Below are 24564 nucleotides of genomic sequence, written 5' to 3' on the forward strand. Positions count from 1 at the left end.
GATCGGAGCCGGTATGGCCGGGTTGATCGGCTCACTCGTGCTCGGCGACGGCGGACTCGGCTACCCGATCGTCACCGCCGCGATACTCGTCGTCGCGGCGTGCGCGAACCCGTGGCGAACGACTACGTGGTGGCACGGGGCGGGCGCGGCTGCCGTTCTCGCGTTGAGCGCGGTCGCCGTCTTCAGGGCAGCAGACTGGCTGGTCACGCTGTCGGCCTGGCTCGCCGTGTTCGTTGCAGGCGCAGTGTTGTCGAGGTCCTGGACGTGGACGGGCACCGTGCTGGGTGCACTCGCGCCGGTTCTCGTGCCCTTCCGTGTCATACGGTGGACGACCCGTGGTTCGGCGCGAATGGACACGGGCAATGTGCGACCGGGCAGGATCGCGCTGGTAACAGCAGTGACGCTGGCCCTCCTGGCGGTATTCGCAGCGCTCTTCGCCGGGGCCGATCCGCAGTTCGAGAAGTTGCTCGACTCGGTGACCCCGCAGTGGGACCCGGCAATGGCGATCGGTGAGTTGTTCGTGTTCGCGTTCGTTGCCGGCGGGGCGCTTGCGGCGTCGTACCTGGCCGTCAACCCTCCGCGCTTCGACGGCGCGGCGCCGCGCCGCCGCGGGGCTCTGCACCTGTGGGAGTTGGCTGTTCCCCTGACCGCTCTGGTTCTTCTCTTCGGCGCCTTCGTGTTCGTGCAGATTCGCACGCTGTTCGGCGGGCAGCAGTACGTGCTCGTCACCGACGGTCTGACCAACGCAGAATACGCGCGTCAGGGCTTCTGGCAGTTGCTCGCGGTCACCGCACTCACGCTGCTCGTGATGGCCGTCGCGATCCGGAAGGCGCCGCGGGACTCGACGCGCGAACGCACCTGGCTGCGGTTCTTGCTCGGAACCCTGTGTCTGCTCTCCCTCGTGGTGGTGGCGTCGGCACTACATCGAATGTCGCTGTACGAGCAGCAGTACGGCTTCACGACGCTGCGACTGTTCGTCACGGCAGTCGAATTGTGGCTGGGTTCGGTGTTCGTTCTCGTCATGGCGACGGGAATTCGAATGTCCGGGAATTGGCTACCGCGTGCGGTGGGAGTGACTGCGGTGCTGGCGGTACTCGGGTTGGCAGTTATCGACCCGGATGCATACATCGCTCGGCACAACGTCGAGCGTTTCGCCGAGACAGGCAAAATCGATGCCGCATATCTTTCGCGGCTGTCCGAGGACGCAGCACCCGAACTCGACAAGCTTCCCGAGCCGACGAGGAGTTGTGCGATGGCCCGATACGAGGCGGTCGGCACGTGGACCGAATGGAACGTCGCAACCATGCGGGCCGATCACATCCTGCGGGACCATCCGATCGGAGCGTGCGCGTACAACCCGTGACGGGTTAGGGTGAACGAGGACCAACTCGGGCGGAGAGGAGCAACGGTGAAGTACCTCGGCCTCCTGTCGACCTACCTCGTTCTGCTCCTGATGCTCGCGACGCTTCCCGACTCGGCTGTTGCCGCTGTGGCCTTCGGCATCGTGCTCTCTGCGGTCGCGGTCACCGTCGTTGCGGTGACCGGCCGAAAAGCGTTGCTGCGCCGGGTTTTCGGCGTTGCCGATGTACGCGACCGCCAACAGCGTCGTCGCGGGTCCTACCGCCGCCAGGAACGGCCCGACGAGGCCGGTCGTCCACTGGCCCGTGCGCCCGGTCTCACGGCGGGGGCCATCTAGCACTCGCCTGCTCCAACATCCTCGTGTTCAGCCCACGCACGTTCTCCTGAACACGGGCACGGCCTCCTCTCTTTCGACCCCACATCTGCGATGCGGCGTTCAGCGCCCGCACTCCTCGAAAGAACTCCCCGTGCCGTTCCCTTCACACCGCAGGCTCTATCCGTCACTGTCGTCGCGTCTGTTCACGCTGGCCGCTGCGTTGGCTACGACGGCAATGCTTCTTCTCGTCGTCGTCGACCAACCCGGCGCCGACATGGCGATCGTCGGACTGGTCTTCGCAGTTCTCGTCGCATGGGGCGCCGCGCACGCGGGCGCGCTGGTCCGCATCTGCTCACAGCGTCCTCCGCCGCCGCACGAGGATCGACGATTACGCGGCGGATATCGTCGCCAGCACCGCCCGGACACACCCGGACGCCCAATGCCCAGAGCACCCGGATCGGTCGTCTGACCGGTCCTGCCCCGTCATCCGCGGGCCACTGCCGGTCGAGATGTCCATCGACCGATTTCTCTCAGTGAGGTGCATTTCATGCTCGATATCGTGTATTACCCCGTGTCCGGAATTCTGTGGAGCTGGCACACCGTATTCGGGGCCGCCCTTGGTCCCGACAGTGGAACAGCGTGGGCATTGGCCGTCGTCTTCCTCGTCTTCACCGTCCGTCTCGTGCTCGTCAAGCCCTTCGTCGCTCAGATCCGCAGCCAGATTGCAATGAAGAAGCTGCAGCCGCAGATTCAAGCGTTGCGGAAGAAGCATGCGGGCGATCGCGCCCGGCAGGTTGCCGAGTTGCGGACGCTCCGCGCGGAGCACGGTGGGGGTGCGCTGCTGGGCTGCCTACCGTTGCTGGCGCAGGCTCCCGTCTTCATCGGCCTACTGCACGTGCTGCGTTCGTTCGACCGGACGGGCACCGGGTTCGGTGGACTCGGCATGTCGGCGCAGGACAATGCGAACACGGCCAACTACTTCTTCGATGCGACCGACGTTCAGTCGTTCCTGGACGCACGGTTGTTCGGCGCTCCGATCTCGGCCGCGATCACCAGCGGAGCGGGCAGCTTCTCCTCGCTCGGCGGTGCGGTGTCCGTTGGGGCGACGTCGATGTGGGCGGTGGCCGCGGTGGCCGTTCCGCTCATGTTGCTCGCGTCCGTGGCCACCCACTTCAATTCACGCGCAGCGCTGGCTCGACAGGACCAGGCAGTGCAGAACGCGCCACAGACGGCGATCATGAACTCGATGATGCTGTGGGTGTTTCCCGTCGGCATTCTGGTCGGGGGCCCGTTCCTCCCCATCGCCGTGCTGCTGTATTGGGTGAGCAACAACATCTGGACCTACGCCCAGCAGCACCTCGTCTACCGACGGATCGACACAAAGAAAATCGACACAAAGAATATCGACAACGAGAATATCGACGCCGACGATGCCGCATCCGTACGGCCGCGCTCGGCCTCGGCGCCGGCTCCGGGAGCGAAACCGCGGCGTCGACGATGACGTTCTTTCGCTGTCGGAGGCGTCCGCTACGGTGCCCTACGTGTCTATCACTGTCTCCACGGTCAACGTCAACGGAATCCGAGCCGCAGCGCGCAAGGGAATGCTGCCGTGGTTGGAATCCACCGACGCCGATGTCGTCTGCCTACAGGAGACACGTGCCGCGGACGGTGAACTCTCCAAGGCGCTGGCCCCTGCCCTCGACGCGGGATGGTTGCTCGCATCGGCGGAGCCGGCGGTCAAGGGGCGCAACGGTGTAGCGATTCTGTCCCGTACGGCGCCCGCTGCCGTACGGGTCGGATTCGGCCATCCGGAGTTCGACGATTCCGGCCGCTACATCGAAGCAGACTTCGGCGAGGTCACCGTTGCGAGCCTGTACCTGCCGTCCGGGGAGGTGGGCACCGAACGGCAAGTGGAGAAGGAACGGTTCATGGTCACCTTCGCCGATTATCTGGCGTCGACGGCCACGTCGGCGGGCGCCGCAGGCCGGGACGTTGTGGTCTGTGGCGACTGGAACATCGCGCACACCGAACTCGACATCAAGGCGTGGAAGACCAATCGCAAGAACTCCGGCTTCCTACCGGAGGAGCGCGAATGGGTGTCCGCCCTGCTCGCGGACACGGCGCCGTGGACGGACGTCGTGCGCATGCTCCACCCCGACGTCGAGGGTCCGTACAGCTGGTGGTCGTACCGAGGCAAGGCCTTCGACAACGACGCCGGGTGGCGGATCGATTATCAGCTGGCCACCCGCGGGTTCGCGGAACGGGCCAAGGAAGCCGTCACCGAGCGTGCCGACGCATACGACCAGCGTTGGTCGGATCACGCGCCCGTCACGGTGCGTTACCGCTAGCACCTGAGAAAAACCTGGTTGTCCGCCCGTGAAAAGATCATGACCATGTCTGCTCCCGCACCCACCGAGACACCTGCAGCGCCCCGGCAACGGGTGCTGTCCGGCATTCAGCCGACCGGAGATTCGTTCCACCTCGGCAATTACCTCGGTGCCGTCAGACAGTGGGTTGCCCTGCAGGACGATTACGATGCGTTCTACTTCATCCCCGATCTGCACGCCATCACGGTGCCGCAGGATCCGAAAGCGCTGCGGCACCGCACGCGCATCGCGGCTGCACAGTTGCTCGCCGTGGGTATCGACCCGACGCGGTCCACCCTGTTCGTGCAGAGTCAGGTGCCGGAGCACGCGCAGCTCGCATGGGTTCTCAACTGCATCACCGGGTTCGGCGAGGCGGGCCGGATGACGCAGTTCAAGGACAAGTCGGCCAAGCAGGGGCGCGACCAGACGACGGTCGGCCTGTTCACCTATCCGGTTCTGCAGGCTGCCGACATCCTGCTGTATCGGCCCAATCTCGTTCCGGTGGGCGAGGATCAGCGTCAGCACCTCGAACTGACGCGGGATCTGGCGCAGCGGTTCAACACTCGGTTCAAGAAGACCTTCGTGGTGCCGGATGCTCACATCATCAAGGGCACGGCCAAGATCTTCGACCTTCAGGAACCGACGTCGAAGATGAGCAAGTCCGGCTCCAATCCGGCAGGCATCGTCAACCTGCTCGACGACCCGAAGGTGACCGCCAAGAAGCTGCGTTCGGCGGTCACCGACAACGAACGCGACATCGTGTTCGACCCCACCGCCAAGCCCGGCGTCAGCAACCTGCTCGTCATCCAGTCGGCTCTGTCGGGCACATCGATCGATACCCTCGTTGCCGGATACGCAGGCAAGGGCTACGGCGACCTCAAGTCCGACACCGCCGACGTACTCACCGAATTCGTCACCCCGCTCAAGGCCGCCGTCGACGGCTTCATGTCCGACGTCGCCGAACTGGACCGGATACTCGCAGACGGCGCAGACCGTGCACGGGCGGTAGCGTCACAGACGTTGGCGCAGGTGTACGACCGAGTTGGGTTCCTGACGCCCCACTCCTGATTCCGGGACCATATCGTCGAGGATTGCGAAATCCGCTCGGAATCCGGCATCGAAAGCTCGACCGAGAGGGTGATTGACGTTCCCGATTTCAAGGCGATGCTGCAAGAGCGCCGAGCGAAATGGCCGTGGTTCGACCACACGGTACGAGCTGCCCAGCGCTACCAGGCGCAGAAGGGCAATTACTACGCCGCGGGAATGACCTACTTCAGCGTCTTGGCGCTGTTCCCGCTGCTGATGGTGGGATTCGCTGCCGCCGGGTTCGTACTCGCCGGAAGGCCCGAATGGCTCGACGAGATTCGCGAGCAGATCTCGTCGAACATCCCCGGGAGCCTGGGCGAGACCGTCAATTCCCTCGTCGACACCGCGGTCGAATCGCGTACCAGCGTCGGCATCCTCGGTTTGCTCGGTGCGCTCTACGCAGGCCTCGGTTGGATGGCGAACCTGCGTGCAGCGTTGACCGCGATGTGGGAGTCAGTGCACGAGGACGGTAGTTTCCTCGGCACCAAGCTCGGCGACCTCGTGGCTCTTGTAGGGCTCGGCCTGGCACTGGGGCTGTCTCTGGGGTTGTCCGCGTTGAACGGCGCCTCGGTCATGGAAAGTGTGCTCGAGCTGCTCGGCTTGGAAAAAGCGCCCGGGGTGGGCGTTCTGTTGCGGGTGGTGTCGGTCGCGGTTGCGCTCGTCGCCACCTGGGTGGTGTTCATTTGGGTGATCGCCCGCCTTCCACGCGAGCCTGTCGCGTTCCGCAGCGCGCTGAAAGGCGCATTCATCGCGGCGGTGGGCTTCGAAGTGTTCAAGCAAATCGCTGCCGTCTACCTTGCTTCGGTCACCACCGGCCCTGCCGGGGTGGTGTTCGGCCCCATCATCGGTCTGCTCGTCTTCGTGTTCACCACATCGCGTTTTCTTCTGTTCGCAACGGCGTTTGCCGCAACTGCTCAGGAAAGCCTGGCATTGGCTTTCGTGCGACCTCCGGACCCCGCCGTCATCACCACCCGCGTCGAAATCACCGAGGGGCCGTCCGTCAGGGGCGGTATCGCTCTCGTCGGCGCGGGCGCGCTCGCAGCAGCGGGGTTGGGCTTTCTCGGCCGTCGCCGGAAACGCTGAACTACGCCCGCAACCCTCAGCGTCGCCTGTTCAATTGCCGTGCCCCCAGCAGCAGTCCGAGGACGACGAGAGCGCCGATGATGCCGATGCCCACGCGAACCGCGGTGTCGCCGCCTGCCTCCAGCGAGGATTGTCGCTCGCTCGACCCCGTGAAGGTCCCGACGTCGCCGGCCGGGGGTGAAGCAGTCGTCGGCGCTGCAGTTCTCGTGCTCGTGACGATTCCGACCGAATCGGGTGCGGCGAGCGTACCCACCGAAGTGTCGGGCGCCGACGCGAATCCGTAGTCCAGCAGCCGAGCCGCCTGCTCCCACGGACGGATGGGCAGCACGTCACCCTTCATGAGCGTCACCGACAGGCGTCGGCCCGCTCGTTCGGCCCCGCCCACGAAGGTCTGTCGCGCATCATCGGTGTATCCGGTTTTACCCCCGAGCGCGCCGTCGTAGTTGTACAGCAGCAGGTTGTCGTTCGACAGGGCGAAGCCCGGCCGGTCCACATCGCCGGGCACTGCGGGATCTCGCGGGAACCCGGGGAAGGGAACCGACTCGGTGGCGATGAGTCGCGCGAACGTGGGGTTCCGCATCGCCGCTCGAAAGAACAGCGCCATGTCATATGCCGAACTGGACATTCCGGGGCCGTCGAGACCCGAAGGGGTGGCGGTTCGAGTATCCAGGGCGCCCAGATCCTGCGCCTTGGCGTTCATTTTCTCGACCGTCGTCTCGTCACCGCCGAGCTGCGTGGCAAGTGCGTGGGCGGCGTCGTTTCCCGACGCCATGACCAAACCCTGCAGAAGCTGAAAATTGCTGTAAACTCCACCCTTTCCTATCCCCACTGCGCTGCCCTCGACGTCCGCATCGTCCGCGGTGCCGACGACGACGGTGTCCGGGTTCAGCTCCTCGATGGCGACGAGCGCGAGCAGAATCTTGATGGTGCTGGCGGGTCGATACCGGCCGTGCGGGTCCTTGGCCGCGATGACCTCGCCGGTATCGAGGTCGGACAGTACCCACCCGGTGGCCGAAATGTCTGCGGGTACCGGCGGCGCCCCGTCCGCAATGACGACACCGCAGCGACCGAGCAGTTCGCCTCCCACCGCCTCGGCGGGAACCGGAAGCGGCGAAGGCGTCGTTTCACCGGGCGCGGGTACCTCTGACAGATCGATCGCCGGTGGCGGTGTCGCAGCGAACGGGCAGTCATCGGTGTTCGGAGTGGTGAACGGTGTGGTGGTCACGGTCGACGGCTCGTCCGGTTGCGCAGACGCGGGCGCGGCCGCGCCGAACAGCACGGCAGTCGTGGCGAGGGCAGCCGTCACCCGCAGGATCGTTCTCATCGCGAATCACCCTAGGGGGTTCGGCCGGCTCTGCCGGGCCGACCCACCGGAGTGCGCGACAAGGACCGAACATGTGCGGACATCTTCACTTCCGGTCAAGAACAGCGCTCGTCTACACTTCCGTTCAAGCCGCGTGCGGTGGCAGCCTGGTAAGAGTTATAGGCGGGACGAAATACGGAGGGGCACCATGATCGCGTCGAATGCACCCTCGGGCGGGGTGCGTGCGTCTTCGCGCACAGGGAAGCCGTCAGCGGGGAGTTCTTCGGTCCCCAGCCAGCTTTCGGTGGAGCTCGATCGTGGAAGCCCCCTACCCCTGTATTTTCAGCTCGCCCAAACCATCGAATCGGCAATCCTGAGCGGTCAACTCGCACCGGGGGATCGTTTCGAGAACGAACTGGCGCTGGCCAAACGCCTCAACCTCTCTCGGCCGACCACTCGCCGCGCCATTCAGGAGCTTGTGGACAAGGGACTTCTGGTCCGCAAGCGGGGCGTCGGTACCCAGGTCGTCCAAAGCCCCGTGCACCGTCCCGTCGAATTGACTTCCCTGTTCGACGACCTCGCTCGAGCCGGTCAGAACCCGTCCACGAAGTTGCTCGAATACCAGATCGGTATCCCCTCGGACGATGTCGCCCGCGAGCTGAACCTCGTCGACGACACCGAAGTGGTGACCATTCGCAGGCTGCGCAGTACCAACGGCGAACCACTGGCTCTGATGACGAACCACCTCCCGTCGTCCATCGCGCCCGATCCGGACGAACTCGAATCCCAGGGGCTGTATCAGTCGCTACGCACCCGTGGCGTGCACATCCGGCTCGCTCGGCAACGCATCGGCGCCCGAGCCGCCGACCGAGAAGAAGCGCTGCTGCTGGACGAGAAGGTCAAGGCGCCGTTGCTCACCATGCACCGCACCGCATTCGACGATTCGGGGAGTGTCGTCGAATTCGGTTCGCACGCCTACCGCGGGTCGCGCTACTACTTCGACACCACCGTCGTCGATCGCTGACGCTCACTACCGCTGCGGCCCAACACCACTGACGTATCGCCGATGGGTCAGCGCGTCGACATACCCGCTGCGCGGTAAGCCGACATACCCGCTGCGCGGTACGCGTTGTCGATCATCGACATGTTGGCGACCGCGTCGTCGCAGCCGATGGGAAGTGGCGTGCCGTTCGACACGTGATCGGCGAGGGCCTCGAGCTGGTACGTGTACGACGATCGCTTGCCGAGGTGTTCGACGGTGGTCGATCGAGTGTGCACGGTGATCCGGTCGTCGTCCTGTGGCTTGATGAAATTGTGTGCGAACGCGTTTCCCTCGGTGCCGATGATGTTCAGGGTGAACAGGTAGTCGGGGTCGATCATCGAGCACTTGACGGATCCTGTTGCACCCGAGGGGAATTCGATGTCGACGTCCATCGACTCGTCCACACCCGCGGTGCGCTGGACGGCCCGGGCCGCAGCGACGACCGGCGAGCCGCCGGCGTACTTGCCGAACAGTCGCTCGGCGTGAACGCCGTAGCAGCCGAGATCCATCATCGCTCCGCCGGCGAGGTCGAGCGACCACCGCAGGTCGCCTGGCGACGGTGCTGGCATCCGCATCTCGACGTCCACGTGTCGTAGGTCGCCGAGGATACCCTCCTCGAGCAGCTGCTGGAGGCGTCGAGTAACCGGATGGAACAGGTAGTGGAACCCTTCCATGACAGTGACTTTCGATGCACCGGAGACGGCGTTGGAGTTGGCGTCGGAGACGGCGTTGGAGTTGGCGTCGGAGACGGCGTTGGAGTTGGCGTCGGAGACGGCGTCGGCCACGGTGACCGCTTCGGCTCGATCCCGCGCGAAGGGCTTCTCGGTGAGCACATGCTTTCCCGCTCGGACCGCTGCTAGATTCCACGGAGCGTGCAGGGAGTTGGCCAGCGGGTTGTACACGACATTCACTTCGGGGTCGGAGATCACCGCATCGTACGAGTCCAGAACCCGCTCCACACGGTGCTTTTCGGCGAAGACCTGCGCCCGACTTCGATCACGGGCCGCGCAGGCGACGAGACGGTGCCCGAGAATGCGGGCGGGTTCGACGATTGCGGACTCGGCTATGCGCGACGCTCCGAGAACGCCGATCCGGAGTGCGGTCATGCGAGTGACGATACCCTCGCGTCGACGACACCACGGAGGTACTGCACGCTAGCGATGACGTCCGTGACGGGTCCGGCGTCCGTGGGCTCGGCAGCGAGAATGGTGTCCTGCTCGAGGACGAACCAGCCGTCGAATCCGGCGTCGAGCAAGCAATTCACCACTGCCCCGATGTGTGCGTCGCCGGTGCCTAGCGGGGTGTACATGCCCAGCGCGACGGCTTCGGTGTAGGTCAGATCGCCGGATTGGACTCGGGCTGCCATGGCTGCGTCGACGTCCTTGAGATGGACATGGGTTATTCGGTCGGCGTACGCCTCGACGAGTTCCAGAGGGTCGGTGCCGCCGATGAGAAGGTGGCCGGTATCGAGGCACAGGGGGATGGAGGAACCGTTCAGCACGCGGTGAACCTCGTCGCGGTGTTCGATCATCGTCCCGACGTGGGGATGCAGTACCGCGCGGATTCCGCGTTCGGCTGCCGCTGCCTGTAACCGGTCGAGGTTGCCGAGCAGCGTCGTCCACTGTTCATCGCTCAAAACGGGACGCGAGTCGTACCCGTTGCTGCCGGTGACCGCGGCAAGCACGATGACCTCGCCGCGCGAGGCGACGAAGGCGTCGAGCAGCGGCGCAATTCCGGGAACCGGATCATGGTCGGCGTCGTGCAGCAGTACCGGTGCGAAACCGCCGACCGACGTCAGGCCGACGCCGGCGAGTGTTGCTGCCAGTTCGGTGGGATCGGTCGGGAGAAAGCCCTCGGGTCCCACTTCGGTCGCTGTCAGTCCGGCATCGCGCATCTCGGTGAGGACTCGTTCGGGGGAGATCTGGTATCCCCAACCCGGAACCTCGCAGACCCCCCACGAGATGGGTGCTCCGGCAATGCGAATCCCGTTTGCGGGCAGTGTTTTTGCCGTCGTGATCACAGTCGTACCTCGTCGATTCGCACCGGGCGGTGCTGTTGCAGGGACAGGGTTGCGGCTTCGGCCACGTAGGCCACTTCGAGTGCGTCGCGGACTGTGCAGGGCGATGCGCTGCGTCCTTCGACGACGTCGACGAAGGCTGCGAGTTCCGCGCGGTAGGCAGGGGCGAATCGATCCATGAAGAAGCTGTGCGGGGTATCGGCCGGGAACCTCGAATCCACCTCGAGGTTGCGCACCGGGAGTTGCTCGTCCCATCCCGCCACGACGGCGTCGTTCGAGCCGTGGACCTCGAGGCGGCAGTCGTACCCGCGTGCGTTGTAGCGGGTGTTCGACACGACGCCGATGGTGCCGTTCACGAACGTCATGGTGGTGGTGGCGGTGTCGACGTCACCGGCCGCTGTGAACGCGGGGTCACCCTGGTTGGATCCTGCCGCGTACACCTCGGCGACCTCGGCGCCGACGACCCAGCGGACGATGTCGAAATCGTGAACGCTGCAGTCGCGGAAGATCCCCCCGGACACGGCAATGTACTCGAATGGTGGGGGAGCAGGATCGAGGGTTGTCGAACGCACGGTGTGCAGCCAGCCGAGTTCGCCCGCCGCGGCGGCTGCTCTGGCGGCCGAGAAAGCGGGAGCGAAACGGCGGTTGTAGCCGACCTGGACTTGGGCGGTCGACGCTTCGACGGCCTCCACCAGCGCGAGACTCGCGCCGGGGGTCGCAGCGATCGGCTTCTCGCAGAAGACCGGTATCCCGGCGTCGACGCACGCGAGTACGAGTGAGCTGTGGGCGGGTGTCGCGGCGGCCACGACCACGCCGTCGACGCCGGCCGCGAGCATCGTGGCGACGCTGTCGACCGGTTTCGCTCCGAAGCGAGCGGCCATCGCCTGGGTGAGCGCCGGGCGTTCATCGGTGATCACGAGTCCGTCGATGCCGGGAAGTGCGCTCAGCGTTTCGGTGTGCACCGCGCCGATGCGGCCGAGGCCGATGACGCCGACGGTTACGCCCATGGGTCGATTTCCTTACGAGAAGAAGAAGTGAGACCACTCGAGTCTGACCGGGTACTGCCGTACTATCAACCGTCAGGAGCCGTCAAAAACACCTCAGAACGGACACTGGTGACACACCGCTACAAAGTGCGCGAGATAGCGCAGCAGGCCGGTCTGAGCGAGGCGACCGTGGACCGTGTCCTTCACGAGCGACCCGGCGTGCGTGAGAACACGAGAGCCGAAGTGCAGCAAGCGATCGCGGACCTCGACAAGCAGCGTTCGCAATTGCGGCTGAGCGGTCGGAAGTTCCTGTTCGACGTCGTCATGCAGACGCCGGCGCGGTTCTCGGCCGAGTTCAGGTCGGCCCTGGAGGCGGAGCTGCCGATGCTCTCTCCGGCGGCGGTGCGTTGCCGATTTCATTTCAGGGAGACCGAATCGGTCCGCGACCTGGTCGAGACGCTGGGGAGGATCACCGCGAAGGGTTCGCACGGCGTCATCGTCAAGGCCCCCGACGACCCGGACGTAGTCGCGGCCATCGACCGACTGGACGGCATCGGGGTCCCCGTGGTGACGTATGTGACGGACGTGCCGGCAAGCGCGCGACTGGACTACGTCGGCATCGACAATCGAGCAGCGGGTGCGACCGCAGCGTTTCTGGTGGACAGCTGGTTGGCCGAGCGCGACGCGTCCGTCCTGATCTTGCTGACCAGCAACATCTTTCGCAACGAAGAGGAGCGAGAGATGGGCTTTCGCACCACCCTGCGTTCACTGGGCGCCGAGCGGGGCGAGCCGTCCGGCAGACGCGTCGTGGACATCACTGACAGCGAGGGGCTCGACCACACCGTCGAGCAGCGCGTCCGGTCGGCGCTCGCCGAGTACTCCGACATCGAAGCCGTGTATTCGATCGGTGGCGGAAACACCGGCGCGGTGCGAGCTTTCGAGCGTACTGGCCGTAAGTGCAGGGTGTTCGTCGGTCATGATCTCGACGGCGACAATCGGCCGTTGCTGCGGTCGGGTGCACTGTCCGCGGTGCTGCATCACGATCTACGTGCCGACGCGCGGGTGGCGTGCCGGCTGTTGATGCAGGCGGGCGGCGGCCTCGACGGCGTCGTCAACGAGCCGTCACGAGTCCAGATCCTCACGAGGTTCAATACGCCCCTGACGCTTCGCTAGTATCCGGCGATCATCAAAATGTGAGACAACGCGTGGGGCGAGTTCGTTCCCTTCCGGGGCTACGACGTCGAGGTCAGGAGGGTGATCTGCTCGACGGAAGCGATCGAGTCCGTCAACGCCCGATACAGGCGTGCTGTGCGTGCTCGTGGGCACTTACCGACCTGGTAGGCGGCGCTCGAGTGCTTGTATCTGGCGACTCGGGCGCTGGACCCCACAGGGAAAGGCAAGGCTCGGATCAAACGTTACTCAGCCGGCCCGCAGTGTGGTGACAAGCATCGTTGCGGAAACGATGACGATCAGTGAGCAGAATGACCGGCGGAGGGCGTGTTCGGACAGAAGCATTCCGTACTTCGAAGCGATTTTGGCGGTAGTCATAGTGGTGATTGCGAAAGCCGCGGTAATTACCCAGTCGAGTGAGACTGTGGTCAGTTGGGCGGCCAATCCGGTGGTGGAGTTGATGAAGATGACTACCAGTGAAGTTCCCACTGCGAGCTGCATCGGCAGGCCAAGAAAAAGAGTCAAAATGGGGACGATGAGAAATCCTCCGCCTACGCCGAACAACCCGGTCAGGGTGCCGACCACTGCACCTGCTGCCACAATGCGTAGATACCGTAAGGATCTGTGTATGGACCTCGCTCTGGAACCGATTTTCGGGGCTGGTTTTTTCAGCAGCACAACCGCTGCGCTGAGCATGATGCCTACCAGCCCGAAAACCAAGATTGTCTCATCCAATCGATGGCTGAGCGTCGTGCCCAGCATGGTGAAGGGAACACCGATCAGAGTCATCATCAATGCCGTCGACCACTGGACTCCGGATCGCAATCGAGGCAGCGCAGCGGTGAGGGAGGCTGCGAGAACGACTACAAGGGCCGTCGTGATGGCCTCTCGCAAGGGTAGACCTGCACCGAGGGTAAGCGCGGGTATGGCAATGATCGACCCCCCAGCACCGAGCATGCCCAGTAGTAGGCCGATGAGCACACCTGCAGCCAATGTTATTGGTAGGGCCACGTGCCGTCAGCCTTTCGCGTCGGAGGCAGCTACTGTTCGACGCAGGATGTCTGCGCAGACCAGGCCGTGAACCCTCCGCGGAGCTCTGTGACCGTGCGATTGCCATGTCGGCGGAGGTAGCTGGCGGCAACACTCGAGCGCCACCCACCGGCGCAGTAAACGATCAAGCTTGTGTCGGCGGGAAGCTCGGAGCGACGCGCGGCGAGTTGCGGCAATGGGATATGGAGAGAACCGGGTATGGCGCCATTTTCGCGCTCGCCGGCACTGCGGATGTCGACCACCGTAACGTCGTCGCGGGATGCTTGTATGTCGGTGGGGGTGACGCGTTCGGCGATACACAGTAGCCAGGCCAGTTCGGGTGCAAAGCCGTAGGACAGGTCATGATGGCCGGTCACGACATCGAATCCGATACGGCCCAATCGGATTGCCGCCTCGCGGCCTCTTCCGTCTACCGTCAAGATCACGACTGGTGCATGGTGTGGGACAAGCATGCCGGTGGTTTCGGCAAAGCGTCCGTCGAGGCCGATGTTGATGGACCCCGCGATGTGTCTGTCGGCGAACGCGTCCGGGTCTCGAGTGTCGATCACATACGTGCCCGGTGTACGTGCCGCGATCGACAAGTGCTCCGGATCGAGTTCGGGTAGCGGTGCGGCTTGGTCGAAGACTTTATGGGAGCGTCGGTTCAGCTCGGCGTCGACGGCGAAGTACGCCGGGACCGGAGGCTGGCCTACCGTCAACAGTGAAACGAAGGCGGTTTCGCTCATCGGCTGTGCCGCGTAGTTATCGCGGCGTTGTTCACCGACGGTCGAGGACAATTCGGACGACAAATTTTTCCCGCACGACGAACCTGCTCCATGGGCGGGTAGGACGCGAGTGGAGTCGGGAAGTGTCAAAAGTTTGTGCAAAGAATGAAATTGGGCGCGGGCCAAGCTCTCGGTGTCTACATCCGCGGCGGAAGCCAGGTCGGGGCGCCCCACGTCGCCGATGAACAAAGCGTCCCCGGTGCACACCGCGTACGGCGCGCTATCGGGGGTCTCACGGACAACGATGCTGATCGATTCCCATGTATGCCCTGGGGTTTCGAGAACTTCGATGTCGAGTTGTCCGAGCCGGACGCGGTCCCCGTTTGCCAGTCGGCGGATCGGATAGTCGATCTCGGCGCGCTCGCCGAACCCGATCCAGGCACCGGTCTCTGTAGCGAGTTCGATGTTGCCTGCGACGAAGTCGGCGTGTACATGGGTATTGATGACGCCGACGATTGTTATGCCAGCGGCACGTGCGTCGTCAAGGTAGCCATTGACGTCCCTTTGCGGATCGATCACCACGGCTTGTGCGCTGTCTTCATCTCCAACGAGATAGGATGCGTGCGAAAGGCATTCGAGATAGTACTGGTGCAGGATCATGAGTTTCCAGCCCTTTCTGTGGGCTGTTCGCTGTCGACCCAGGCCTTGGTGCCGCCGACCACGGATACAGCGTCGCGACCTGCGGCTGCAATTATCCGCGCGGCTTTCAGGCTTCGATTGCCGGAAGCGCAGATGAGGTATACCGGGTCGGGTCCGCCGATCTGGTCGAGCCGACTCGACAGTTCGTCGAGCGGAATGTGTTGAGCGTGGGGTACGTGCCCGGCGGCAAATTCGTATTCCTCACGAACGTCGACGACGGTCAGGCCTTCTTTATTGAGTGCGATGAACGTGGTGATGTTCACTTCGGCGGGAGTGTCCGGGGTTTCTGGCGTCATGGAAGTGGCGTGTCCTCAAGCTGCGTGAGAGGTGGTCGCGGTCAACGAAGCGAGCAGGGAGGCGCGCAAGTCGTAGAAGCGAGGGTCTTTGTTGAGTTCATCTTGCGACCGGGGGCGAGCGAACCCAACAGGGACGTCGTCTTGGATGGTGGCTTCGGGACCGTGACTCATGACCAGGATGCGGTCGGACAGCACGATCGCCTCGTCGACGTCGTGGGTGACCATGACCACGGTTCGGCGCTCGCTTTCCCAGAGATGAAGCAACTCGTTTTGAAGTTCGACCCGGGTGAGTGCGTCGAGTGCGCCGAACGGTTCGTCGAGGAGAAGCACCTTCGGCTGCAGGGCAAAGGCGCGGGCTATCCCGACGCGCTGCTGCATACCGCCGGAGAGTTCACCGGGACGACGGTCTTTGGCGTGTCCGAGTTTGACGGTATCGAGATAGTGATCTGCTAGATCCTCGCGTTCGCTCTTGGCCAGATTGGGTCGAGCGCAGTTCAAGCCGAACAATACGTTTTCGCGGGCGGTCATCCAGGGCAGCAGGACGTGCTGCTGGAAGACGACACCGCGGTCGTGGCCGGGGCCCGTAATGGGTCGGTGGTCGAGCCAAATGGTTCCCTCGTCCGGTTCGGTGAGCCCAGCGATCATGCTCAACACCGTGGACTTTCCGCACCCGGATGGACCGAGGAGGGAAACGAATTGGCCTTCTTCGACCGCGATATCGGTATTGCCCACGATTGGGTTCCAACCGCTCCTGTGGTGGTAGCCCTTGGTGATCTTCTCGAGGTGAAGAAACTTCGGGTTCGGCAGGCGACGGGCGAGGTCGGTGTCAGGCATGGGGTACCAACTTCTGGAGGGCGGTCACTGCACGGTCGAGGATCAGACCGACAACACCGATGAGCAGGATGGCGACGATGATGCTGGGAATGTTCAACTTGTTCCACTCGTTCCACACGAAGTAGCCCATTCCCCTTCCGCCGACCAACATTTCGGCTGCGATGATCACCAGCCACGCGGTGGACAAGGACATACGCAGCCCGGTGATCATCGTCGGTAGAGCAGAGGGCAGCACAATCTTGCGGATGACGGTCACTTGCCGAGCCTCGACAGTGCGTGCGAGGTCGAGATAGAGAGGGTTGACACTGCGGACGCCGTCGATGGTGTTGAGCAGGATGGGCCAGAGCGCGGACATGAAGATGACGAACAGGGCAGTGGCCTCGGCGTCGCGGAGCAATGCGAGCCCCAGCGGCAACCAGGCCAAGGGGGAGACCGGTCGAAGAATTTGCACGAACGGATCCACTGCCCACCGCAGGGACGTACTCGTTCCGAGTAGTAGTCCCAACGGAATGGCCATGGCGGCAGCAAGTCCGAACCCAATCAGCACTCGCTGGAGGCTTGCGAGAAGATGCCAGAAGACTCCGACGCTGTTGGGGCCGGCAACGTAGAACGGGTCACCGAGAATCTCGACCATCCGCCGCCACGTTGCTGCCGGAGTAGGGGCGAGCCCGGATGCTGCCTGGCCTGCGGTGACCACGTGCCACAGTCCCACGAATACGACGCTGATCACCAAGAACAGAAGGACTGCCTGCACAGCAGTTTTCGATCGGTCCTTCTTTGGTGGCTTCGGCAATGCCTTGGCCCGCGGTGCGGATCGGGCAGTAGCGTCCTTCGCCGGATCATGCGGGGAATTCGAGTTTTCCACGGTTGTTGGTTCGATCGACGAGGTACTCATGCTTTCACCTGCGCGGCTGTCCAGGGCGCGGGATCGGACGGATCGAATACGGACCCCATGATGATTTCGGGGCCTCGCGGCTGGGGCGTCACACCGAGATCGGTGAGCGCCGTCGCGGCGGCTTGGGTATCGAATACCGGCCGGATTGCCTTGGAATACGATTCCGCGGTGGTGTACGTGTCGGTGGGAACGAGTCCCCAACGCTGAAACTGAGTGAGCATCCATACTCCATAGGCCTCGAAGGGGTAGGGCGAGAATCGAATTCGGTCGGGTACCGACCTCTCGAGCCCCGTTCCGTCGGGAAAGTTGCCGGTCAACACCTGGGTGAGCAGTTCAGGTTTCTGGTTCAGGTAAGATTCGGCTGCCATGGATCGGGCTGCCTCGACGCGGTGGTGTGGATCATCGCTCCACACGGCGGCATCTGCTACCGCGCGGGTGAGTGCGCGGTATGTGACGGGGTTGGCCGCGGCGAAATCGTCCCGAACCGCAAAGCTGCAGCACGGATGTCCATTCCACAGATCACGAGTCAGCACGTGCAGGTAGCCGGCTCCGATGGAGACCGCGCGTTGATTGAAAGGATCGGGTGCGAGGTAGCCGTCGATGTTTCCGGTGACCAAATTGGCGACCATGTCAGCCGGCCTCATGACGCGCACAGCAACATCGGTATTCGGGTTCACGCCACCGGTGCTCAGGTAGTGGCGAAGCAACAAGTTGTGCATCGAGTACTCGAACGGAATTCCAAGTACGAAACCACCCATGTCCTGTGGACCTCTGACGCGGCCACGATGCTTCTGGGCCAATGTGATGGCTTGGCCGTTGGTATTGGTCAATAGCGGAAGCCGGGTCGCAGTCTGCCCGGAGGCAAGGCCGTTGTGAATGGCCAAGGGCATGGGAGCCAGCATGTGCGTCGCGTCGATTTCCCCGGCAACGTAAGCGCCCCAGATCTCGGCCCAACCGGAAAATTTCTTCAGCGTCACCTTCAGTCCATGTTTGGCATAGATGCCCATCGGCAACGCGTTGACGATCGGGGATGCACAGGTAATCGGGATAAACCCGACTGTGATATGCGGACTTTCGATTCCAGGTAGCGGACCGAGCGGAGCTCCGACCGTCGACGCTGCGGTCTCAGGACTCGCCGTGGGGCCGAGCGAGCATCCGGCCAACGCGGTTGCGCCTGCCACTGCGCCACCCAGACTCAGAAATCGGCGGCGGCTCACCCCGGCTGTCATGTGGAACTGTCCTGTGCGGCGAGCGCCCAATCATGCATCGCGCCGGAATGATAGAGCAGGGGTTTGGCTTCCGAGCGGTGCAACGAATGAACGCGGGCAAGGATGATGACATGGTCACCTCCGTCGTAAATTCGAGCGATGTGACAGTCCATCCATGCCGCAACCCCGTCGAGCAGCGGAACCTTGTGGGGTCCGTGCGAAAAACCGACGCCCGAGAACCGATCCTCGTGGCGGCCCGCGAATCGTTTGGCCAGCTCGGCTTGATCACTGGCCAAAACGTTGATGCCGATCGGACCTCCCGTGCGGAACGCAGGCAAACTGCCCGCCGTGCGTGCCACACACACCAGAAGTAACGGCGGATCGAGCGAAACCGAAGCAAACGAGCTGATGGTCAAACCGATAGGTTTGTCGCCTGAGGTCGTCGTGATGATCGTGACGCCGCTGGGAAACGCACCTGCAGTGTTCCGCAGGGCGGTGGCATCGATGGTGCCCCCGCGCATCCAACTGCCGGCGAGTGCGTCGTCAAGTATTGCTGCGGTAGGAACTGTGGTGCTCATGGGAACCGGTGTCCTTTCGGGTGGCCTGTGCGGAGACGAACAAGGAGACGATGCGAGGGTCGTCGGGCCCAATCGTCTCGCTGTCACGCGAGCGCAACAGGTGGCGCAAATCTTCGAGTTGCTCCAAAAATATTCGACATGGCGGACACTGCTGCAGATGCCTTACTACTGTTGCGTCCCAATCTTTGTCGTCGATGTCGAGAAGTTCGTCGACCAGAGGCAGGAAGTCGAGGCAGTCGATGTCCGGTGCCCCGAGTACATGCGAGGCAGTACCGGTCTCGTTCATAACCAACTTTCCGATTCGTTGTCGGGGCAGCCGCGCCCGAACTGGTAGCACTCGATGTGCGCACGCAACTTGCCGCGACCGCGATGCAAGAGAATGCGTTGATTTCCCTGGTCCAATCCCAGTAGCTCGCATACCTCTTCGGGGCTGAAACCTTCCACATCGCGTAGATACACAACCTGCTGTTGACGCGGGGGCAGTCGGTCGAGGGCAAGACGAACCTTCTCGCGTAATTCGGCGGCGATGGTCCGTTCCTCCGGGATGAACCGTGCCGACGGTGGGAGCGACCAGTGTCCGGCATCGGGGTGTCCGGCATGATGCAGCCGTCCGGCCAGCGGATCAGATTCTTCGCTCCCGTTGTCGGGCGTTTCGAGGTCGCGGCGGCGGATCTCGTTACCGACGGCTCTACGAGCCTTGTTGCGTAACACCGCGTATACCCACGTCTTCAGGCTCGCACGGCCCTCGAACGCCTCGATGCCGTTGAGCACCGCGATCCACGTTTCTTGAACGATGTCCTCCGCGACTCCGGCGGAGCACATCGTGCGGGCGAAGCGGAGCATGCCGGGATACATCTCCGCGATCTGCTCCGCAGTCCACACTGCAGCGGTATCGGTATCGGTATCCGTAGAGCGGCCGGAGTTGGATTCGATGCCGGGCAGGGTGTCTGCTGTCATTGCCCACACTGGGCAAGCTCCCAGCGCAGCTGAGCTTCCGAGGGCGATTGAACCGGGATGAACGCTGATTCGCGAAAGCGTCGGCTTGCGCCCGAGCTGCTGGCGTAGCCCTTGCCGCCGGCGGTCTTGGCCTCGAGAGTGGCTGCCCCGGTTGCCACTTCGGCCCCGGCCAGACGCAGAGCCAGCAGTTCGGCGCGGGAGGGAGGCACGACGCCCGCAACGCACTGGGCGGTCTTGGTGACCGCCGACGCCACCAGCGCGAGGGTGCCTGCCATTGATTCGACCTCGGCAGCGAACACTGCGTTGACTCCCGCCAGGGATTGCCGGGCCTCTGCGATACAGGTCCGGGCAAGGCCCGCGCACATTGCCGTTTGCAGCACCATGAACGTCGGCCGCACCGAACCCAGGAACGGTTCGAAGTCACGAGTCAATACGTTCTCGACACCGATGCGAACATCGGTCAGGGTCATATACGTAGACGCCGTACTCCCCAGCGCGAGCAGTGAGAACGGTGCGCCGACCTTGATGCCGGGAGTGGACACAGGCAGCGCCACGATCAGACGTTCCCCGGTGCCGGTCCGTACCCCGGTCACCAACAAAGCGTCATCGTAGATATTCGAAGCCCAGCGGATCGGCCCGTTGAGGAGGTACCCGTCGACGTCCGGTGTCGCGGTGATCTCGAGGCTGCCGCACCCTGCCAGTTCACGGAAGGCCGAGGCCATCCCACTTATTCCCGGCGTCTGTCCTGACCGCAGGGCCGGGAGCATTCGTTCGGCGTACGGGGTGGCGGCGGCAGTGAGGTACTCGATCGTCATCCGATGCGCCCACGTCGTGAACGCCGAACTCATGCAGCGCGAGGACAGCTCGGAAATGACTCCCGCCATGGCGGCGAGCTCACCATTGTTGTTGAACGGAGCGCCCAGATCGAGCGCTCCATCGGCGGCGAGCAATTCGAGCACTGCACGTGACTGTCCTTCGCCGCGGTCGAGGCTGTTGGCCCCTGCGGCGATGGTTTCACCGATCTGCACTGACAGTGGGTTGGTCGAGCGTGTGGGCTTTTCCTGAACAGGGGTGCTCATGGCATATCTCCAGTCTCACGAAATGGGCAGAAATCAGCGCTTTTATGTCACCATTGGTAGTCGAGGAATTTTCCGTCGAGCGTCACAACTACGCGGTCGCCGGCGGGGTCAGTTCGGCGTTCGACATTAAGCTTGAAATTGATTGCACTCATAATTCCGTCACCGAACTCCTCGTGAATCAATTCCTTGATCGCGGGACCATAGACCTGAAGTGCTTCATGAAACCGGTACAGGGTCGGGTCCGACGGCACCGCCGAATCCTTGGAACCCCGGTAGGGCTGTACCTGCAAGACTTCGACCACATCGTCGTCCAGTTGTAGGAGTTCGCCCACCGTATGGGCATCTCCGCTGCTCATCGGGTGCTGCCCGAGCAGCGCCGCGGTCGTCCACACCGCTGGCTTGTTGAGCTTGTTTGCAATCTCTGTCCACGTCGTTCCCGACCGGAAACGAGCGCGGGACACGATTTCACCAGCGTCCTTCTTTGTAATCATGTGATTCATCCGTTCTGTGTTCAATCTAAATACGCGAGGATAACTCCAGTGCTGGCGCACGAGAATTGCTATTCTTGAGACCGCTCGAAATCAATCTAACTCAGCAAAGTTTCTTGCGTATTTCCTCGGCGGTAACGGGATGAAACCAACAAGGAATTCAGAACTTGGTTCGTTCTTGATGAATGGACTGGAGTCCTACCCGGCCTGGCGCCGCATGTATTCCACGACATACGGCGCGGCCCGAGATTGTTGTCAGCCGACGATCAGGGTGGAGGTCACCTCGACCGGGCGGGTGAAGGTGTTCACCACCGGCGACCAGAACATTGCGTTCTCCCGGATCGCGTCGAGAGTTGCCTCTTCGGCATCACCGGCGAGGGTGATGTCACACCGAATGGAAGTAAATCCTGTGACCTTGTCCGATGGGGTGTCTCCGACACCCCATACGGCTGAAATGTCGATGTCGCCCTCCATTTTCACCATGAGCTTGCTCAACGTGACGCCTTTGGCGGTAGCGTTCGCGAGTAGACCGACCGAAATGCACGAGCCCAGCGCGGCCAGAGCCATTTCTGAAGGGTTGGGTGCTGCATCGTCGCCGAGCAGGTGGCATGGCTCCGAGACCAGGACCGGCTCGAGGGTGCGGATCTGGGTCAGGTTGCGGAACCCTCCCTCGCAGGTGGTGGTTGCTCGGAGGGTTTTCTTACCCGTCGAAGGGTCTTTTTTGGCCGCTTCCGACAATTCGATCAACCCGGCGGTGTCGATTCCTGCCAAAGCGGTAACCGTCTCGATCATGGAAAGGTCCTTCCTGTAAGCCGCCGAGTGCAACGTGCACCGGCGTGTTGAGCACTGGAAAGCCGCCGATATATTCGACAGTCAGAGGGTTAGTTCCCGCGCATTCTTTTCCGTTACGCCGAATCTGACATGGAAACGTTGATCGGGCGTTATTTAACACTCAGGAAACAGAATTCGGGTTTCGGTAATGTCAGCGACACTAGGCGCGCTCAGTGCGGTGAGCCAAGCGATCACCACCGCGGTGGTGCGGCCCTCCCTCTGCTCGAGCAGTCCCTGGGTGCCGGATAGCGTCAATGCCCGCGACGGGTACGACACCGTTGCGAGCTCGTCGGCGAGTCCGGTGTCGCGTCGTTCGCCGTCCCCGCACACGTCATCGTCGACAGCGAACTGACGAGGTCCATCTCGTACCCGCTCGACTGGGTCCAGCGCTACGCCGAGGCGTATCGGCTCGAACTCCAGGAATGGGTGGACTCGATCGAGCAGGGCCGCCCATCGACGCTCGCGAACGCGGACGCAGCGCTCCGTACAGGCCTCGCCGCCGACGCGCTGGTGCAATCGATGAACGACGGTGGCCGCATCGTCACCGTGCAGTACTGACCAACCGCCGCTCCCGAGAAGAGGTCCCCTGTGACACCCGCAATCACGTTGAACGATGGAAGCACTTTGCCCCGCATCGGTCTAGGAACGGTGCAGGCGGACGGGGAGGACATGGCATCCACCGTCACCTCCGCCCTCGACGCCGGCTATCGCCTGATCGACACAGCGTTGAGCTACGGCACCGAAGGTGGGGTGGGTCGTGCGGTCGCCGCGTCCGAGATCGCTCGGGAAAACATCTCGATCACCACCAAGATCCCCGGACGGTTTCACGGGTACGAACAGGCCAAGGAGTCGGTGCGGATATCTTTGACCGAGCTGGGTGTCGACTACATCGACCTGCTGCTCATCCACTGGCCGCTGCCCAGAATGGGCAAGTACGTCGACACGTGGCGGGCCATGATCGACCTCCAGCGGGACGGAGTGGTCAAGTCGATCGGCGTCTCCAACTTCACCGCCGAGCACCTGGACCACCTTGCGGCAGAAACCTCGGTGGTGCCTGCCGTCAATCAGATCGAACTGCACCCGTACTTCCCGCAGCACGAACTGCGTGAGTATCACCAGAACAACGAAATCGTCACCGAGAGTTGGAGTCCCCTGGGGCGCGGATCGGAACTGATGCAGGCGACGCCCATCACGGACGCGGCAGCCGCGCACGGCGTCACCCCGGGCCAGGTCATTCTGCGGTGGCAGGTACAGCTCGGTGCAGTTCCACTACCGAAATCGTCCGATCCGGGCCGGCAGCGGCAGAACCTGGACGTGTTCGGGTTCGAACTCGGCGACAGTGAGGTTGCCGCCATCTCCGGACTCGAGCGTGGTCGCATCTGGGATCAGGACCCGGACGTCTACGAGGAGTTCTGAGGCGCAAGCACGAACCACTGTCGGCGGATTTTCTGGACGCAGACCTCTTCGGCTACGGAGCGTCGCGGAACCACGCGTACACGTAGGACATCATCGCGATGACCAGTCCCAGGACGACCCACAGGATGATGGCGTAGTCGACCCACGATCCGATGGGCGGCGCGTCGGGCAGCAAGTTCCGGATGGGCAGCACAGCGAACAGCATCACCGCGAACCACGTGACCATCGGCGGCTGGAACTTCTTTCTGCGTCTGATCGTGTTGACCGCCACGAACAATGCACACGACGGAAGCACCAGCAAGACCAGGCAAATAGCCGAGTCGTAGATCTTCGACACCGCGGTACGGGCGACCGTGATGTCGAAAGACTCACCTCCACGCGGATCCGACGGTCCAGCGTCGACGTTCCAGTTGGTAAGTGAATCGGTGACCACGACTACTGCCGGAACCTCGGTTGGTTGCCCGTCGGTCTGCTGAAACACTCGCACCGTCACGGAATCGGCTGCGTATCGGTCGAACGGCCAGGTGCGAACGTCACCGTCCGCGTAGATCGTGGTGGGAATCGGTCCCGCGGCAGTGCCCGCCGAGAAGTCCAGTCGCTTATCGGCTGCACTGGGCGAGACGTCGACGACCATGTCCGTCGTCAGGTGTCCGTTGGCGTCGACGTAGTCGCTCCCCGGGTACACCGACACCCGAGCGCCGACCGAGAAATCCGCTCCGACAACCGAGCTCACGTCGAGGTAGACGAGTACTCCCGCCGGGTCCGCGACGTGGGTATCCGGGTCCTCTCCCGATTGGGTGA

28 protein-coding genes and 1 pseudogene are annotated in these 24564 nt (G+C 63.2%); 12 read left to right on the top strand and 17 right to left on the bottom strand.

Going from position 1 to position 24564, the window contains the following annotated elements; genetic code table 11:
• The 7 genes from WBQ44_RS06170 to yhjD all read left to right on the top strand — a co-directional run.
• The coding region (locus tag WBQ44_RS06170) for a DUF4153 domain-containing protein (RefSeq protein WP_495565843.1) at positions 1-1363 on the top strand (1363 nt) is incomplete at its 5' end.
• Between the two features lie 45 nt (positions 1364-1408).
• Complete coding sequence (locus tag WBQ44_RS06175; protein ID WP_495565844.1) at positions 1409-1696, top strand: DUF6412 domain-containing protein; 288 nt, start codon at positions 1409-1411, stop codon at positions 1694-1696.
• A gap of 130 nt (positions 1697-1826) precedes the next feature.
• Positions 1827-2144, top strand: coding sequence for a DUF6412 domain-containing protein (locus WBQ44_RS06180; protein ID WP_495565845.1), 318 nt, complete (start codon positions 1827-1829; stop codon positions 2142-2144).
• Between the two features lie 78 nt (positions 2145-2222).
• Positions 2223-3176: a membrane protein insertase YidC gene (yidC, locus tag WBQ44_RS06185; protein ID WP_495565846.1), complete on the top strand. Its 954-nt coding sequence runs from the start codon at positions 2223-2225 to the stop codon at positions 3174-3176.
• 40 nt (positions 3177-3216) lie between these two features.
• Entirely contained in the window at positions 3217-4023 is an 807-nt protein-coding gene (locus WBQ44_RS06190; RefSeq protein ID WP_495565847.1) for an exodeoxyribonuclease III, read from the top strand.
• Positions 4024-4068: 45 nt separating this feature from the next.
• Positions 4069-5109: a tryptophan--tRNA ligase gene (trpS, locus tag WBQ44_RS06195; protein WP_495565848.1), complete on the top strand. Its 1041-nt coding sequence runs from the start codon at positions 4069-4071 to the stop codon at positions 5107-5109.
• 96 nt (positions 5110-5205) lie between these two features.
• Entirely contained in the window at positions 5206-6210 is a 1005-nt protein-coding gene (yhjD, locus tag WBQ44_RS06200; protein WP_495565869.1) for an inner membrane protein YhjD, read from the top strand.
• A 16-nt stretch (positions 6211-6226) separates the two neighbouring features.
• Here the strand turns inward: yhjD and WBQ44_RS06205 are convergent, their stop codons facing one another.
• Positions 6227-7534, bottom strand: coding sequence for a D-alanyl-D-alanine carboxypeptidase family protein (locus WBQ44_RS06205; protein WP_495565849.1), 1308 nt, complete (start codon positions 7532-7534; stop codon positions 6227-6229).
• Positions 7535-7817: 283 nt separating this feature from the next.
• On the opposite strand from WBQ44_RS06205, the gene WBQ44_RS06210 reads away from it, so the two are divergent.
• Positions 7818-8537: a GntR family transcriptional regulator gene (locus tag WBQ44_RS06210; RefSeq protein ID WP_495565850.1), complete on the top strand. Its 720-nt coding sequence runs from the start codon at positions 7818-7820 to the stop codon at positions 8535-8537.
• Positions 8538-8584: 47 nt separating this feature from the next.
• Here WBQ44_RS06210 and WBQ44_RS06215 read toward each other — a convergent pair whose 3' ends face one another.
• Genes WBQ44_RS06215 through WBQ44_RS06225 form a run of 3 tightly spaced genes read right to left on the bottom strand, consistent with a single transcriptional unit; the run spans position 8585 to position 11579 of the window.
• On the bottom strand, positions 8585-9661 hold the full coding sequence (locus WBQ44_RS06215; RefSeq protein WP_495565851.1) for a Gfo/Idh/MocA family protein: 1077 nt from the start codon (positions 9659-9661) through the stop codon (positions 8585-8587).
• Positions 9658-10575, bottom strand: a complete 918-nt coding sequence (locus tag WBQ44_RS06220) for a TIM barrel protein (protein ID WP_495565852.1) — start codon at positions 10573-10575, stop codon at positions 9658-9660. Before WBQ44_RS06220 ends, WBQ44_RS06215 begins: the two co-directional genes overlap by 4 nt.
• Positions 10572-11579 carry a Gfo/Idh/MocA family protein gene (locus WBQ44_RS06225; protein WP_495565853.1) on the bottom strand — a complete coding sequence of 336 codons (1008 nt, stop codon included), beginning with the start codon at positions 11577-11579 and terminating at the stop codon, positions 10572-10574. Before WBQ44_RS06225 ends, WBQ44_RS06220 begins: the two co-directional genes overlap by 4 nt.
• 108 nt (positions 11580-11687) lie before the next feature.
• Between WBQ44_RS06225 and WBQ44_RS06230 the strand changes: the two genes are divergently transcribed.
• Together WBQ44_RS06230 and WBQ44_RS06235 are read left to right on the top strand one after the other, a co-directional pair.
• Positions 11688-12731, top strand: coding sequence for a LacI family DNA-binding transcriptional regulator (locus WBQ44_RS06230; RefSeq protein WP_495565854.1), 1044 nt, complete (start codon positions 11688-11690; stop codon positions 12729-12731).
• Between the two features lie 24 nt (positions 12732-12755).
• Positions 12756-12965 (top strand): annotated as a pseudogene (locus WBQ44_RS06235) (transposase); the annotation flags it as partial.
• Between the two features lie 12 nt (positions 12966-12977).
• On the opposite strand, the gene WBQ44_RS06240 reads toward WBQ44_RS06235, so the two are convergent.
• From WBQ44_RS06240 to WBQ44_RS06295, 12 genes are all read right to left on the bottom strand, one after another.
• Positions 12978-13685: a sulfite exporter TauE/SafE family protein gene (locus WBQ44_RS06240; protein ID WP_495565870.1), complete on the bottom strand. Its 708-nt coding sequence runs from the start codon at positions 13683-13685 to the stop codon at positions 12978-12980.
• A gap of 83 nt (positions 13686-13768) precedes the next feature.
• Complete coding sequence (locus WBQ44_RS06245) at positions 13769-15142, bottom strand: MBL fold metallo-hydrolase (RefSeq protein WP_495565855.1); 1374 nt, start codon at positions 15140-15142, stop codon at positions 13769-13771.
• Positions 15139-15477 (bottom strand): rhodanese-like domain-containing protein, encoded by a 339-nt coding sequence (locus WBQ44_RS06250; RefSeq protein ID WP_495565856.1) that lies wholly within the window; start codon positions 15475-15477, stop codon positions 15139-15141. The genes WBQ44_RS06245 and WBQ44_RS06250 overlap by 4 nt, the downstream gene beginning before the upstream one ends.
• A gap of 15 nt (positions 15478-15492) precedes the next feature.
• On the bottom strand, positions 15493-16311 hold the full coding sequence (locus tag WBQ44_RS06255; RefSeq protein WP_495565857.1) for an ABC transporter ATP-binding protein: 819 nt from the start codon (positions 16309-16311) through the stop codon (positions 15493-15495).
• Positions 16304-17065, bottom strand: a complete 762-nt coding sequence (locus WBQ44_RS06260; protein WP_495565858.1) for an ABC transporter permease — start codon at positions 17063-17065, stop codon at positions 16304-16306. Before WBQ44_RS06260 ends, WBQ44_RS06255 begins: the two co-directional genes overlap by 8 nt.
• A 137-nt stretch (positions 17066-17202) precedes the next feature.
• Entirely contained in the window at positions 17203-18435 is a 1233-nt protein-coding gene (locus WBQ44_RS06265) for a CmpA/NrtA family ABC transporter substrate-binding protein (protein ID WP_495565859.1), read from the bottom strand.
• A complete protein-coding gene (locus tag WBQ44_RS06270; RefSeq protein WP_495565860.1) occupies positions 18432-18992 on the bottom strand; it encodes a flavin reductase family protein in 561 nt (186 codons plus the stop codon). The genes WBQ44_RS06265 and WBQ44_RS06270 overlap by 4 nt, the downstream gene beginning before the upstream one ends.
• Entirely contained in the window at positions 18958-19278 is a 321-nt protein-coding gene (locus tag WBQ44_RS06275) for a hypothetical protein (protein ID WP_495565861.1), read from the bottom strand. The genes WBQ44_RS06270 and WBQ44_RS06275 overlap by 35 nt, the downstream gene beginning before the upstream one ends.
• Positions 19275-19949: an RNA polymerase sigma factor gene (locus WBQ44_RS06280; RefSeq protein WP_495565862.1), complete on the bottom strand. Its 675-nt coding sequence runs from the start codon at positions 19947-19949 to the stop codon at positions 19275-19277. Before WBQ44_RS06280 ends, WBQ44_RS06275 begins: the two co-directional genes overlap by 4 nt.
• The gene (locus tag WBQ44_RS06285) at positions 19946-21028 is read right to left on the bottom strand and encodes an acyl-CoA dehydrogenase family protein (protein ID WP_495565863.1); all 1083 of its coding nucleotides are present in this window, start codon (positions 21026-21028) and stop codon (positions 19946-19948) included. The genes WBQ44_RS06280 and WBQ44_RS06285 overlap by 4 nt, the downstream gene beginning before the upstream one ends.
• A gap of 47 nt (positions 21029-21075) precedes the next feature.
• A complete protein-coding gene (cynS, locus tag WBQ44_RS06290; RefSeq protein ID WP_495565864.1) occupies positions 21076-21528 on the bottom strand; it encodes a cyanase in 453 nt (150 codons plus the stop codon).
• Positions 21529-21771: 243 nt separating this feature from the next.
• Positions 21772-22308 carry an OsmC family protein gene (locus WBQ44_RS06295; RefSeq protein WP_495565865.1) on the bottom strand — a complete coding sequence of 179 codons (537 nt, stop codon included), beginning with the start codon at positions 22306-22308 and terminating at the stop codon, positions 21772-21774.
• 465 nt (positions 22309-22773) lie between these two features.
• On the opposite strand from WBQ44_RS06295, the gene WBQ44_RS06300 reads away from it, so the two are divergent.
• A complete protein-coding gene (locus WBQ44_RS06300; protein ID WP_495565866.1) occupies positions 22774-22905 on the top strand; it encodes a hypothetical protein in 132 nt (43 codons plus the stop codon).
• A 30-nt stretch (positions 22906-22935) separates the two neighbouring features.
• Entirely contained in the window at positions 22936-23763 is an 828-nt protein-coding gene (locus WBQ44_RS06305; RefSeq protein WP_495565867.1) for an aldo/keto reductase, read from the top strand.
• A gap of 52 nt (positions 23764-23815) precedes the next feature.
• Here WBQ44_RS06305 and WBQ44_RS06310 read toward each other — a convergent pair.
• Positions 23816-24564: DUF4436 family protein (locus WBQ44_RS06310; RefSeq protein ID WP_495565868.1), on the bottom strand; the 749-nt coding region annotated here is incomplete at its 5' end.

Origin of the sequence: Rhodococcus sp. (in: high G+C Gram-positive bacteria), assembly GCF_049591685.1 — a bacterium.
Lineage (GTDB): Bacteria > Actinomycetota > Actinomycetes > Mycobacteriales > Mycobacteriaceae > Rhodococcoides.

Bases quoted from the DNA above. Each gene is read 5' to 3' on its own strand.
- yidC (WP_495565846.1), top strand. From the start codon at position 2,223: ATGCTCGATATCGTGTATTACCCCGTGTCCGGAATTCTGTGGAGCTGG.
- trpS (WP_495565848.1), top strand. From the start codon at position 4,069: ATGTCTGCTCCCGCACCCACCGAGACACCTGCAGCGCCCCGGCAACGG.
- yhjD (WP_495565869.1), top strand. From the start codon at position 5,206: ATGCTGCAAGAGCGCCGAGCGAAATGGCCGTGGTTCGACCACACGGTA.
- WBQ44_RS06205 (WP_495565849.1), bottom strand. From the start codon at position 7,534: ATGAGAACGATCCTGCGGGTGACGGCTGCCCTCGCCACGACTGCCGTG.
- WBQ44_RS06215 (WP_495565851.1), bottom strand. From the start codon at position 9,661: ATGACCGCACTCCGGATCGGCGTTCTCGGAGCGTCGCGCATAGCCGAG.
- WBQ44_RS06225 (WP_495565853.1), bottom strand. From the start codon at position 11,579: ATGGGCGTAACCGTCGGCGTCATCGGCCTCGGCCGCATCGGCGCGGTG.
- WBQ44_RS06240 (WP_495565870.1), bottom strand. From the start codon at position 13,685: ATGCTCGGTGCTGGGGGGTCGATCATTGCCATACCCGCGCTTACCCTC.
- WBQ44_RS06245 (WP_495565855.1), bottom strand. From the start codon at position 15,142: ATGATCCTGCACCAGTACTATCTCGAATGCCTTTCGCACGCATCCTAT.
- WBQ44_RS06250 (WP_495565856.1), bottom strand. From the start codon at position 15,477: ATGACGCCAGAAACCCCGGACACTCCCGCCGAAGTGAACATCACCACG.
- WBQ44_RS06255 (WP_495565857.1), bottom strand. From the start codon at position 16,311: ATGCCTGACACCGACCTCGCCCGTCGCCTGCCGAACCCGAAGTTTCTT.
- WBQ44_RS06265 (WP_495565859.1), bottom strand. From the start codon at position 18,435: ATGACAGCCGGGGTGAGCCGCCGCCGATTTCTGAGTCTGGGTGGCGCA.
- WBQ44_RS06270 (WP_495565860.1), bottom strand. From the start codon at position 18,992: ATGAGCACCACAGTTCCTACCGCAGCAATACTTGACGACGCACTCGCC.
- WBQ44_RS06275 (WP_495565861.1), bottom strand. From the start codon at position 19,278: ATGAACGAGACCGGTACTGCCTCGCATGTACTCGGGGCACCGGACATC.
- WBQ44_RS06280 (WP_495565862.1), bottom strand. From the start codon at position 19,949: ATGACAGCAGACACCCTGCCCGGCATCGAATCCAACTCCGGCCGCTCT.
- WBQ44_RS06285 (WP_495565863.1), bottom strand. From the start codon at position 21,028: ATGAGCACCCCTGTTCAGGAAAAGCCCACACGCTCGACCAACCCACTG.
- cynS (WP_495565864.1), bottom strand. From the start codon at position 21,528: ATGAATCACATGATTACAAAGAAGGACGCTGGTGAAATCGTGTCCCGC.
- WBQ44_RS06295 (WP_495565865.1), bottom strand. From the start codon at position 22,308: ATGATCGAGACGGTTACCGCTTTGGCAGGAATCGACACCGCCGGGTTG.